Consider the following 11,977-nt stretch of genomic DNA (forward strand, 5'->3'; position numbering starts at 1 on the left):
CACCCGCGAAGAAGCCCTAGAATTACTTAGCTCAAACAAATACTCTTTCTTATTCAACAACGAGGGGAAGTTTGTCACTGGGGGCTGCAAGGAAAATCCGCAACCTGCGCGTAGCGAGTGACCCCTCTATCTGACAAATCCCGGGTAGGAACGAAGACAGCTGAATAGGGTCTGAACTCCCCCGAGATTGGCGGAGACGTCCGATTCCGAAGAAATTTTACCCGAAAGCCACCCGTCTGCTTCCCCCCCATAACTGTCATTCCAAAGGCCGCGGAGGATCGACACAAGCAAGCATGCCATCAGACAAAGGCGTCTGAAGCCGCAGAGCCTCGCTGACAGTCGCATTCATCCATACATCCAGATCATCTGGCTGCGTCAGAATCACCGGCATGGCTTTCGGATGGATGGCGCCCACTTCCCTGTTCGCTTCAGTAGTCAAAAACCCGAACAGGTCATCCGTCGTCTCCCCGTCCGCCAGTTTCCGCACCGATGTCCACCGGCACCAGATCCCGGCAAAGAAAGCCAGTGGCTCTCCGTCCCTGCGGGCAAACCACACAGGCCGTGATTTCCCGTCAGGCAAACGCTCGGGTTCCGAGAACGCCGTCAGCGGCACCAGACAGCGATGCGCCACACCTTCCCAGCGCTTCCACCACGCAGATCCCGGATTGCGGATATTGGTCACACCGCGATCCACCTTATGGCCTTTGAGGTAACCGGGCGGTGTCGGCATACCCCAGCGGGCCATGAGCAGTTCACGACCGCCTTCCACGTTCCGCACGATCGGCGCCATCGTATTCGGGTAGATCTCCGGCAGCGGCTGAAGATTGCCCGTGCGGTCCTCAAGGACTTTGGCAATCTCCCGGATCGCCTGCGGATTGGAGGTCATGGAATAGAGATTGCACATCCGCCTGCTCCCTTATGACCACATGCCGCGTAATCTGGCTGCCATATCGATCCTTACGGATTTCACCGCCTCCTGCCGGGCCTGTTCCTCCGGTTTCACGACCGGCCAGGCCACTGACTGGAACAAAGGCAGCATGTCCCGATCAATGAAACGCGTCCGTGAGGCATAGACATGCCGGTCGCCCCGGCTGTGCTGGCCATGCACATAGAAGCGCTGCGGCACCATGATATCGAGACTGTCTTTCGCCCGTGTCATGGCGACATAGAGCAGGCGACGTTCCTCTTCGATGTCATCCTTCTCACCGGTAGCCAGATCGGATGGAATGCATCCGTCGACGGCGTTCATCACGAAGACATTTTTCCACTCCTGCCCCTTGGCGGAATGAATGGTGGAGAGGATCAGATAATCCTCATCCAGCAACGGCACGCCAGCCTGATCGGACGTGGCATCCGGTGGGTCGAGCGTCAGTTCGGTCAGGAATTTCTCGCGTGACGGATAGCCGCCGGCGATCTGTTCCAGCTGCACCAGATCGGCCAACCGGGTGGAGGCATCCTCATGAAGCCGTTCCAGATGCGGTTCATACCAGTAGCGCACAGCGGCGATCTCGCCCGGCCAGCCGACCTGATGGCTGCCGAGAGCGGTCAGCATATTCACAAACCCCGTCCAGGCCTCGCCACTGCGCTGCGGCGCTTTCACATCCTTCAACGCCTCGAACGGATGAGCATTCTCCCCCATCGTATCCAGCACACGCCGGGCCGAGGCTGGACCCACGCCTGGCAGAAGCTGCAACACACGGAAGCCGGCGATGCGGTCGCGTGGGTTCTGAGCAAAACGCAATAGCGCCAGAACATCTTTCACATGCGCACTATCGAGAAACTTCAGGCCACCGAATTTCACAAACGGAATATTGCGCCGGGTCAGTTCCACCTCCAGCGTGCCGCTATGGTGCGAAGCCCGGAACAGCACGGCCTGCTGCTTCATGGGTGTCCCGGCCTCCCGCTCTTCCAGGACCCGATCGGCGATGTAGTTGGCCTGCGCCGTGTCGTCCCAGATGGTGACCAGTCGCGGCTTTTCCTCCGACGCCCGTTCGGTCCACATATCCTTGGTGAACCGCTCTGCCGCCTCGCCGATCACGGTATTGGCCGCATCCAGAATGGGTTTCGTGGAACGATAGTTCCTCTCCAGCGTCACCACACGGGCCGGGGGATCGAAGGACGCCGGAAAATCAAGAATGTTGCGCACGGTCGCAGCCCGGAAGGCATAGATGCTCTGCGCGTCATCACCCACCACCGTCAGCCCGTGCCCGTCCGGCTTCATGCCCAGCAGGATGTCCGCCTGCAGCCGGTTGGTATCCTGATACTCATCAACCAGTACATGATCCCATTTGCCGCCAATGTCAGTGGCCAGAACCGGGTCGCTGACCATTTGCGCCCAGCATAGCAGCAGATCGTCGTAATCCAGCACGCCCTGTTCCTGCTTGGCCGTGACGTAGCCTGCAAAAAGCTGTTTCAACTGGGCTTCCCAGCCCGCGCACCACGGATAGTGCTTCAGCAACACATCGGAGAGCGGTGCGCCGGAATTCACCACACGGGAATAGATGGCAAGGCACGTGCCCTTACCAGAAAACCGCTTCTCGGTTTTCGAAAACCCGAGATCATGGCGAATCAGATTCATCAGGTCAGCAGAATCTTCCCGGTCATGGATCGAGAAGGCCGGATCCATGCCGATCTGCTGGGCATACTCCCGCAGCAGCCGCGCACCGATGGAATGAAACGTCCCGGACCAGGCCAGCGCGTCGGCCAGTGGACCGGTCTTGTCGCCCAGCACCGTTTTGCAGATGCGTTCCACCCGCCGCGTCATCTCCACACTGGCCCGGCGCGAGAAGGTCAGCAGCAGGATACGACGCGGATCAGCCCCCGACGCAATCAGATGCGCCACCCGATGCGCAAGCGTGTTAGTCTTGCCCGAACCAGCGCCAGCGATGACCAGCAGTGGGGGTGAATCTACCCCGCCTGCCGAGACTCCGGTCCCGTGCGTGACGGCCTGCCGCTGCGCGTCATTCAGACGGGACAGATAATCGTCGCTGCCCGAAACGGGAGAAGGTTCTGGATTCAATTCCTTAGCGCACTTTCATCAACAATACTGAACCAACATTGGACACCACCATGCCGGATACAGAGCGAATTTGCATTGACTTGCGTAGCATGATTGGAACAAATCAGGAACACATAATCATGAAATACTCCTGCACAAGGGACGCCGAGCCGTGACATGACTACTGAAACCCATAAAAAACCCGGTCTGGAGACGCTACGGGCCACGATCAGTCGGCTTGAAGGTCATAGCGATCGACGCCGCACGGTGCTGCCCTTTGGTGTGCGCGAAATCGACGCCCGTCTGCCCGGTGGCGGTCTGGCGCTGGGGGCATTGCATGAGGTGGCGGGCGGAGGCAACGACGCCCTGCACAGTGCTGCCGCCGGTCAGTTCTGCGCCGGGATTGCAGCCCGCACGCGCGGCACGGTGCTCTGGATTGTCACCCGCCAGGACGTGTTCGCTCCCTCCCTGAAACAGGTGGGGCTTTCTGCTCGGCGGACCATTTTTGTCGAGGCCAGTTCAGACGTCGATGTGCTGGCCTGCTTCGAGGAAGGGCTGCGGCATGGCGGCCTTGGGGCCGTGGTCGCCGAGGTGGCGCGTCTGTCCATGACGGCCTCACGTCGCCTGCAACTGGCGGCTGAAACGTCTGGTTCGCTTGGCATCGCGATACGCCGGTGGCGACGACAGACGGATGCGGCGGATTTCGGCCAGCCGACTGCCAGTGTGACCCGATGGCGGGTCTCAGTCCTGCCATCCGTGCCTTTACCGGTGCCCGGCGTTGGAAGACCGCGCTGGTTGCTGGAACTCATCCGTGCCCGGGCGGGCGAATGTGCCGATTTTGAAGTGGAGGCCTGTGATGCCAAAGGAAGGCTCTCTCCCTGTATCCCGGTCGCGGATCGTCTCGCTTTACCTGCCACTCTGGCCGACCGACCGGATCAGGAAACGACTTGGACCAGACGCGCCCGCGCCTGAAACGCCGTTGGCCCTTGTCGGACGGGAAGGACGGCGACGAGTTGTCCTGTCGGTCGATCTCGCCGCCCGGAAGCTGGGGCTGCGCCCCGGCATACCGGTGGCCAAGGCTCAGGCGCTCTATCCCGATCTGGTGCTGATGGATGCCGATCCCGAAGGCGACCGGCTGGGGCTGGAAAAACTTGCCCTGTGGTTCCAGCACAGGATCGCGCCCATCGTGGCCGTCGATGCGCCGGACGGGCTGGTTCTGGACACGACCGGGGCCGATCACCTGCATGGTGGCGAACTTCCCATGCTCAAGGATATGGTCCACCGCATGGCGGGAGCCGGGTTTCGGGCAAAGGCCGTGGTGGCGAACACCTGGGGCGCCGCGCACGCCATGGCCCGCTATGGCCAGTTAGCGATTGCGGCTATCCCTTCAGATAAAACGACCTCTGCTCTCGCTGATCTGCCCGTTGAAGCTCTCCGCCTGCCCTCCCCTATTATTGAGGGTCTGGCCACGCTGGGCGTATCCCGCATCGGACCACTGGCCGCCATGCCCCGCGCACCGCTGGCCTTGCGGTTTGGCCCCGACGTCGCCCGCCGGCTGGATCAGGCGTTCGGGCGTATGGGTGAAGCCATCGTGCCAGTCCGCCCGGTTAACCCGGTCGAGGTCAACCGGAATTTCGCCGAGCCGATCGGGGCCGCCGAAACTATCGCCAAATACATCGGCAAGCTGGTGCCGCTGCTCTGCCAGGGACTGGACGAACGCGGACAGGGCGTGCGCCGTCTTGATCTGCTGCTGCATCGGGTGGACAGCCGAACCGAGGCGATCCGGGTCGCGACCGCCATGCCGGTACGCGATGTGAAGCGCCTGACGCGACTATTGTGCGAAAAGATCGAAACGATCAATCCGGGCTTCGGCATCGAGCGCATGGTGCTGATCGCCTCTCTGGCGGAACCCATGGATCGGCGACAAACCGTGTCTTCCCTGATCGCCGAGAAAGAAGCCGATGTGTTCGACCTGATCGACACACTGGCCAACCGTGTCGGCATGCAGGCGCTGTATCGCTTTGCCCCCGTGGAAAGCGATCTCCCCGAACGCTCCTTCTGCCGCGTGCCCGCGCTGGCCCCCAAAGAGACAAAGGACTGGCCGGAGCACTGGCCACGCCCTACCCGGCTGCTGGCGCGACCTGAGCCGGTGCAGGCCATGGCGGAACTGCCGGACCAGCCGCCGCTGTTCTTCATCTGGCGTGGTGTGCGACGGAAAGTAAAATGTGCCGATGGGCCGGAGCGGGTGTTTGGCGAGTGGTGGAAGAATGACGCCGAGCTGACCATCGCCCGCGATTACTTCCGGGTGGAAGACACCAGCGGCGAGCGCTTCTGGCTTTACCGTGCTGGTGACGGTGAGCATAGCGAGACCGGCTCGCAGGGCTGGTTTCTGCACGGGATTTTCGGATGAGCCCCTCGGCACCACGTTATGCCGAATTGCAGGTGACGACCTATTTCTCGTTCCTGCGCGGGGCGTCTTCTCCGATCGAACTGTTTGCTCAGGCAAAGGCTCTTGGCATTGAAGCGCTGGGCATCTGCGACCGCAATTCTCTGTCCGGGATGGTGCAGGCCCATGTCGCGGCAAAAGAGGTCGGGCTCCGGCTTGTTGTGGGATGCCGTCTCAATCTGGCCGATTTCCCGCCCGTGCTGGTCTACCCGATGGACCGGGCCGCCTATGGCCGCCTCTGCCGTCTGCTGACCCTCGGCAAGGCGCGTGCCGGCAAAGGGAAATGCCGTCTTCTCTGGGAGGATCTGGTCGCGTGGGGTGAAGGCCAGATCGTTGTCATGCTCCCCGACACGGCAGACGATGCCTGCGCGCTGCATCTGCGCAAGCTGAAGGACGTCTTTGCCGATCGCGCCTACCTGGCCCTTACCCTCCTGCGTCGCCCCAATGACCAGATGCGGTTGTATGAACTGGCGAACCTGGCGCATCAGGCGCGTGTGCCAACAGTCGTGACCAATGACGTGCTGTTCCATACCCATGACCGGCGCATCCTGCAGGATGTCGTCACCTGCATCCGGCACAACACGACCATCGACGAGGCCGGGTTCGTCCGCGAACGCCATGCCGACCGTTATCTCAAGCCACCGCAGGAGATGGCCCGGCTGTTCAGCCGTTACCCCGAAGCGGTTGCCCGCACCATGGATATCGTGGAGCGATGCCGTTTCTCGCTCGATGATCTGGCCTATCAGTATCTGGATGAAGTGTCCGTGCCTGCCCAGACGCCCCAGCAGGCGCTGGAAACCCTGACATTGGAAGCGGCCGCACGCACCTATCCCGAGGGGATTCCGGACGAGGTTCGCAAAAGCCTGCACCATGAACTCGCCCTAATCGGGCGCATGAATTATGCGCCCTATTTTCTGACCGTAAACAGTATCGTCCGCTATGCCCGTTCTCAGGACATTCTCTGCCAGGGTCGTGGGTCGGCTGCCAATTCTGCAGTCTGTTATGTGCTGGGCATCACCGCCATCGACCCCGCCCGCAACTCCCTGCTGTTCGAACGTTTCGTCTCCGAAGAGCGGGGCGAGCCGCCGGACATCGATGTAGATTTCGAGCACGCACGCCGTGAGCAGGTCATCCAGTGGGTCTATGAGCATTACGGGCGTGACCGTGCAGCCCTGACAGCCGTGGTGATCCGCTATCGCGCCAAGGGGGCCTTGCGGAATGTTGGCAAGGTCATGGGCTTGCCGGAAGACCTGATCCGCACACTCTCGGGCCAGATTCACGGCTGGGGGCGCAAGCTGGACGATGACGCCCTGACTGACAGCGGCATTGATCTGTCCGACCGGCGCATCCGCCTGACGCTGGATCTGGCGCGTTGCCTGATCGGCGTGCCCCGTCATCTGTCACAGCATCCCGGTGGTTTTGTGCTGACGCATGACCGGCTGGATGAGCTTGTCCCTATTGAACCGGCCTCCATGGAGGCCCGCCAGATTATCGAGTGGGACAAGGACGATATCGACGTTCTGAAATTCATGAAGGTGGATATCCTGGCGCTTGGCATGCTGACCTGCATGAAAAAGGGGCTGGATCTTCTGGCGGACCACAAGGGCCAGCACTTCACGCTCCAGACCATCCCGGCCGAGGATCCACGCACCTACGCCATGATCCGCAAGGCTGACACCATTGGTGTGTTCCAGATCGAAAGCCGGGCACAGATGTCCATGTTGCCACGGCTCAAACCGCGTGTGTTTTATGACCTCGTCATTGAAGTGGCGATCGTACGGCCCGGCCCTATACAGGGCGACATGGTGCACCCTTATCTACGTCGCCGGGAGGGCCTTGAGCCCGAAGACTATCCGACACCCGAACTGGAAGCGGTTCTGAGCAAAACGCTAGGCATCCCGCTGTTTCAGGAACAGGCGATGCAGGTCGCCATGATCTGTGCGGGGTTTACCGCCGCCGAGGCCGATCAGCTGCGTCGAGCCATGGCAACGTTCAAGAATACGGGTACCGTCTCGCAGTTCCAGAGACGGCTCATCGAGGGCATGCGCGCCAACGGCTATGGTGAGGATTTTGCAGAACGGATCTATCAGCAGCTCGAAGGTTTTGGCTCCTACGGATTTCCAGAGAGCCATGCCGCCAGTTTCGCTATTCTGGCCTATTCGTCATCCTGGATGAAATGCACGCATCCGGATGTGTTTCTGGCCTCGCTCCTGAACTCCCAACCAATGGGATTTTACGCGCCAGCGCAACTGGTCCGCGATGCGCGGGAGCATGGTGTGGAAATCCGGCCCGTTTGCGTCAATACCTCACGCTGGGACAGCACATTGGAAGGACCGGAAAGACCTGACGGGATGTTCGCCGTGCGGCTGGGCATGAGTCTGGTGAAGGGACTTCCCAATGACGATGCTGCCCGGATTGTTGCCGCTCGGGCCTCACGCCCGTTTACCTCGGTCGATGACCTATGGCGTCGGGCGGGTGTCAAAGCAGCAGCCCTCACCCATCTGGCCGAGGCAGATGCCTTCCGGCCCTCGCTCGGGCAGGCACGGCGCGAGGCGCTGTGGTCGATCAAAGCTCTGCGCGATGAACCATTGCCCCTGTTTGCGGCTGCGGAAGTAACGCGAGAAGCAGATGAGCCCGATGTGTTGCTCCAGCCCATGCGGGATGGGGCGGAGGTGGTGCGAGATTACAACCAGCTTGGCCTGAGCCTACGGGACCATCCTCTCGCATTTCTTCGCAGGGATCTGCGAGAACGGGACATCATAACGTGTCAGCAGGCGCTGGCGGCGAAGGACGGGAAGCGTCTCACCGTAGCGGGACTGGTGCTGGTCCGGCAGCGACCAGGATCGGCGGAAGGCGTAGTATTCCTAACGCTGGAGGATGAGACGGCCAACATGAACGTCATCATCTGGCCGGATCTGTTCGACGTCAACCGGCGTGTGGTGCTGGGTGGCCAAATGCTGGCCGTGAAAGGCATGCTCCAGAAAGAAGGTGACGTCGTGCATCTCTTGGCGAAGGAGATCAGCGATCTGTCAATATTGCTGGCGGACGTCGGGAACCGATCCTCCGCAGACACTACAGCCAGAACAGATTCAGACGGTGAACGCCTCGTCGTCATATCGCGCAATTTTCACTGAGCCACAAGCTGTTCGAGCCAAGCCTGACTAGCATCCAAAATTCCTACATTTTCGCCTGTGGATAAGTCAGTTTCTGGGCGAATTTCGACCGCTGCTGTTTGGACGCAAAAAAAGGGGGGGGGGTAAAAAACCGTCACTTTTTTTTCCGGATTTGGTACATGAAATACAGGGCAAGTGCCTTTTTTTGCCCCCGCGTGGTCGGAGGGGGGTGTGACGTGTTACGGTGTCGCATCGAAAAGGGAGCCGAATTTATTTGGCGATAGAGGAAAGAAGAAAAGAGAAAAAGCGTAGCGATTTCATATGCATCCGAAGGGTGCATATGAAATTGAGGTAGCGTGCCCTCCAAACCGCGAAAATGGGGCGTATGGAAGAGGAAAGGGTGGTGGCAGGCGTCTCTTGGGGAAATTCTGTCGGCAAGAAGGTGAATCTAGGGAGGTGTATGGGCCTATGTGAACGGAGAGGCCATTTTCTTGAGGCTGTAGCGACCTGTGTGAGTTTCCGGTGAAAGGTGTGCGGATCGATATTTTTGTCTCGTTGTGGCCCTGTGTAGTGGGCGATGGTGTCACAGAAGCTGCTCTAGGGGCTGGTCTGGCGCATTTTAGGATGTTTGGGTTTGTGTGTGATTAGTACCGCAGGTTGCACCGTGTGTTTTGTACCACAAAAACTGAACACTGTTGTAAAAAAGGGCACTTTTGGGATTAAATCCCAAAACGCATTTTGCGGCATTGAATAAAAACAATGACTTAGCGTTTCTTATCCGGAATGAACTGCAGTGAAAAATGACTGGTTTTTGAGGCGATTTGCCCTGTGGATAGTTTTGTTCTGATCATGGAATATTGTCGAGCCTGAAAGCGTATGAAAATGGTCAGTCACCTGAACAACTTTAACAGCCTTTTAGGAGATTCGATCCCGCGTAGAGCATGTCTTGCCGATCAGAAATCGCAGACGGGATTGTTCACCCGAACTGTCGGTATCACCCGGGCCACCATGAGGATTGGACGTGCCCCGGTTTAGTTCCGGACCATAGGTTATCTGTTAAGCAGCGTTGCGATCATAATCCAGAGGGCTTTTCCATTGAAGTGCGGAGTGCAGCCTCTGCGGATTATAGAAATCATTGATGTCGGATGCTCCCGGAACCGAACATTGTCTTTCAGGGAATATCAGTCGGCCGCCCCATCCGTTGAGGTTTCCGGCACCACCACCGATAAGAATGGTCCGCGCACCGGCCTCAATAACAAATGCATTGATGTTCATGTGCGATGAAGGTGAAGTGTCTGCCGCGCCCAGAAGCGACAACGCCTCATCTTGATCAATCCCATCAAGAAGATCGAGCGAGGCGTCCAGAGAGCCGTCACTCAGAACCGTTACGGCGAACTCTCCGACACGGTAACGGCTGATTTCAGGTGCCGGAAACGTTCGTTCTGATGACATGAGCTTATCCCTGGCTTGCTCATCTGGTATCGGACAGACGATGGGTGTCTGCCCGATACCATCCGGCGCAATCTCAGCCGTAATTTATCTGATCACGCGACGCCGTTCAGTTTGCAAAGAATGGCATGCCGAGCCGCTTTGACCGTTTCAGGTGTGGTGCGGTTGTCGATAGCCTGCTGCTTTGTTGCGGCATCGCCGCCAACGACCATATCTTCGCTTTGCATGAGAGCGTCGACACCCTGCTGCGCCACGACATGCAAGTCATTTTTGGGCCCATGATCGATCTTGCTGGTGGCCATGCCGGCATTCTTGTGAAAACGCGTGTTTGTGGCACCCGGGAGCAGGGCTGTGACACTGACGCCCGTATCGCGAAGTTCTTCTCGCAGGGATTCTGAAAACATAAAACCGAACGCTTTAGAAGGACCATAGACAGTTTCGTAAGGTGTCGGTGTGGTTGCCGAGAGGGAGGACACAATCATGATCCGGCCGGCCTTGTTGGGCACCATGTGCTGCACTGCGCGCTTAGCCAGATGCACCGTCCCGGAGATATTGATGGAAATAACCCGGAAATCATCTTCGAGCTTGTTATCAACAAAGGCCCCGCCCAGACCGATGCCAACATTGAGAACGGCAATATCGACGTTTCGTCCAAGATCTTTCGTAAACTGCCAGAACCCTTCGACGCCGTCATAGGTCGCTGCATCCGCCTGAAATGCATAGACTGCTACACCGATCTTTTCGAGTTCTGTTTTGGCGTCGTGGATTTTATCACTGGCCCCTGAAATGGCGAGGTCATAACCCATGCCGCCGAGGATACGTGCAATCTCGAAACCAATACCCGAAGACGATCCGCTGATCATGGCAAGTTTGCTCATCTGTCCTCACTCTTCCCCAAGTTTCATAAAACGGGACGACACACTGCTGGTCATGCCTGTTGCCACTTGTTTGTGGAGTTAAGCGCGAAATGAGTGAAAATCTATGCCGTAGGCGGAGAGCTGAAATCAACGAAGTGATCATTTTTATTCACCTGTTACGTTCTGATCAGGTTTTTGCCCCTGTATCAGGCGAATAAGAGCCCGTAATGCTTCAGGAAGCTGTCGCCGGCTGGGATAATAAATAAAGAGTGGCGGGCCCATGGAGGCCCATTCGGGCAGGACCTTGACGAGTGACCCGTTTGCGATCTGCACTGCCGCCCGGCGTTCAAGGTTGTAACTGATCCCCCCATCGCGTTCGGCGATCTCGATAGATAGAACGGTTTCGTTGACGATCACTGACCAGTCCGTGTCCAAAAAGACTTTCTCTTCGCCGCGCTCCAGCTCCCAGTGGTAGATTTTTCCGCTTCCCATCCGGATCCCTATACAGCGATGCTGATGTAGGTCGGCCGGGCATCGAAGAGGGGGAGCTGATGCAAGATAGGCAGGCGATGCAACTGTCACCCATCGCAGATCGGGACAGAGCGGGACCGCGATCATGTCTTCTGGTATTGTGCCACCATAGCGAACACCTGCGTCAAAGCCCTGTTCGATGATGTCCACCACGGCATCCTCCACCGCGACTTCCAGACGGACGTCGGGATAAAGGGCGGCATAACGCGCCATGACCGGGGCCAGAACGAGCCGAGCGGCGTCAGTTGGTACGTTCAGACGTAACTGTCCAGCGGGTCGGTCCCGAAAACGATTGAGGGCTTCGAGCCCATTGGTGATTTCAGAGAGCCCGGACGTGACATGCGAGAGCAATTCCCGTCCAGCTGGTGTTAGCGTGACGCTGCGATTGGTCCGGTTGAAGAGACGGACACCCAGACGCTTTTCCAGTCCGCGGATAGCGTGGCTCAAGGCCGATGGAGAAAAATCCAGTTCTGCTGCAGTTTTGCGAAAGCCGCCTGTTTTGGCGATGGCGCAGAACAGGTTGAGATCTCCCAGATCTCCACGTGAAAGATGCATGATGCGTTTCGCTCGTTCGTTCATATCC

Annotated in this window: 8 protein-coding genes and 1 pseudogene; 4 read left to right on the forward strand and 5 right to left on the reverse strand. The window is 58.6% G+C overall.

The window, feature by feature from the left end; translation table 11 throughout:
- Window positions 1-256: 256 nt before the first annotated feature.
- A complete protein-coding gene (locus KP699_RS10795) occupies window positions 257-904 on the reverse strand; it encodes an SOS response-associated peptidase (RefSeq protein WP_215762617.1) in 648 nt (215 codons plus the stop codon).
- 12 nt (window positions 905-916) lie between these two features.
- Complete coding sequence (locus KP699_RS10800) at window positions 917-3,019, reverse strand: ATP-dependent helicase (protein ID WP_215762618.1); 2,103 nt, start codon at window positions 3,017-3,019, stop codon at window positions 917-919.
- Between the two features lie 156 nt (window positions 3,020-3,175).
- Here KP699_RS10800 and KP699_RS10805 point away from each other — a divergent pair, with 156 nt between their 5' ends.
- From KP699_RS10805 to KP699_RS16765, 4 genes and pseudogenes are all read left to right on the forward strand, one after another.
- Window positions 3,176-3,970, forward strand: coding sequence for an ImuA family protein (locus KP699_RS10805; protein WP_215762619.1), 795 nt, complete (start codon window positions 3,176-3,178; stop codon window positions 3,968-3,970).
- Window positions 3,855-5,408: a DNA polymerase Y family protein gene (locus tag KP699_RS10810; protein WP_252346974.1), complete on the forward strand. Its 1,554-nt coding sequence runs from the start codon at window positions 3,855-3,857 to the stop codon at window positions 5,406-5,408. Before KP699_RS10805 ends, KP699_RS10810 begins: the two co-directional genes overlap by 116 nt.
- The gene (locus tag KP699_RS10815) at window positions 5,405-8,578 is read left to right on the forward strand and encodes an error-prone DNA polymerase (RefSeq protein ID WP_215762621.1); all 3,174 of its coding nucleotides are present in this window, start codon (window positions 5,405-5,407) and stop codon (window positions 8,576-8,578) included. Before KP699_RS10810 ends, KP699_RS10815 begins: the two co-directional genes overlap by 4 nt.
- Window positions 8,579-9,479: 901 nt before the next feature.
- Window positions 9,480-9,592, forward strand: a pseudogene (locus KP699_RS16765) (IS5/IS1182 family transposase); the annotation flags it as partial.
- Between the two features lie 21 nt (window positions 9,593-9,613).
- On the opposite strand, the gene KP699_RS10820 reads toward KP699_RS16765, so the two are convergent.
- The 3 genes from KP699_RS10820 to KP699_RS10830 form a co-directional block, all read right to left on the reverse strand.
- On the reverse strand, window positions 9,614-10,009 hold the full coding sequence (locus KP699_RS10820) for a hypothetical protein (RefSeq protein WP_252346975.1): 396 nt from the start codon (window positions 10,007-10,009) through the stop codon (window positions 9,614-9,616).
- 92 nt (window positions 10,010-10,101) lie between these two features.
- Window positions 10,102-10,884: an SDR family oxidoreductase gene (locus KP699_RS10825; RefSeq protein ID WP_215762622.1), complete on the reverse strand. Its 783-nt coding sequence runs from the start codon at window positions 10,882-10,884 to the stop codon at window positions 10,102-10,104.
- Between the two features lie 144 nt (window positions 10,885-11,028).
- Window positions 11,029-11,973: a LysR family transcriptional regulator gene (locus KP699_RS10830; RefSeq protein ID WP_252346976.1), complete on the reverse strand. Its 945-nt coding sequence runs from the start codon at window positions 11,971-11,973 to the stop codon at window positions 11,029-11,031.
- Between the last annotated feature and the right edge of the window lie 4 nt (window positions 11,974-11,977).

Origin of the sequence: Acetobacter sp. P1H12_c, from assembly GCF_018811975.1 — a bacterium.
Lineage (GTDB): Bacteria > Pseudomonadota > Alphaproteobacteria > Acetobacterales > Acetobacteraceae > Acetobacter > Acetobacter persici.

Bases quoted from the DNA above. Each gene is read 5' to 3' on its own strand.
- KP699_RS10795 (WP_215762617.1), bottom strand. From the start codon at position 904: ATGTGCAATCTCTATTCCATGACCTCCAATCCGCAGGCGATCCGGGAG.
- KP699_RS10805 (WP_215762619.1), top strand. From the start codon at position 3,176: ATGACTACTGAAACCCATAAAAAACCCGGTCTGGAGACGCTACGGGCC.
- KP699_RS10810 (WP_252346974.1), top strand. From the start codon at position 3,855: ATGCCAAAGGAAGGCTCTCTCCCTGTATCCCGGTCGCGGATCGTCTCG.
- KP699_RS10815 (WP_215762621.1), top strand. From the start codon at position 5,405: ATGAGCCCCTCGGCACCACGTTATGCCGAATTGCAGGTGACGACCTAT.
- KP699_RS10820 (WP_252346975.1), bottom strand. From the start codon at position 10,009: ATGTCATCAGAACGAACGTTTCCGGCACCTGAAATCAGCCGTTACCGT.
- KP699_RS10825 (WP_215762622.1), bottom strand. From the start codon at position 10,884: ATGAGCAAACTTGCCATGATCAGCGGATCGTCTTCGGGTATTGGTTTC.
- KP699_RS10830 (WP_252346976.1), bottom strand. From the start codon at position 11,973: ATGAACGAACGAGCGAAACGCATCATGCATCTTTCACGTGGAGATCTG.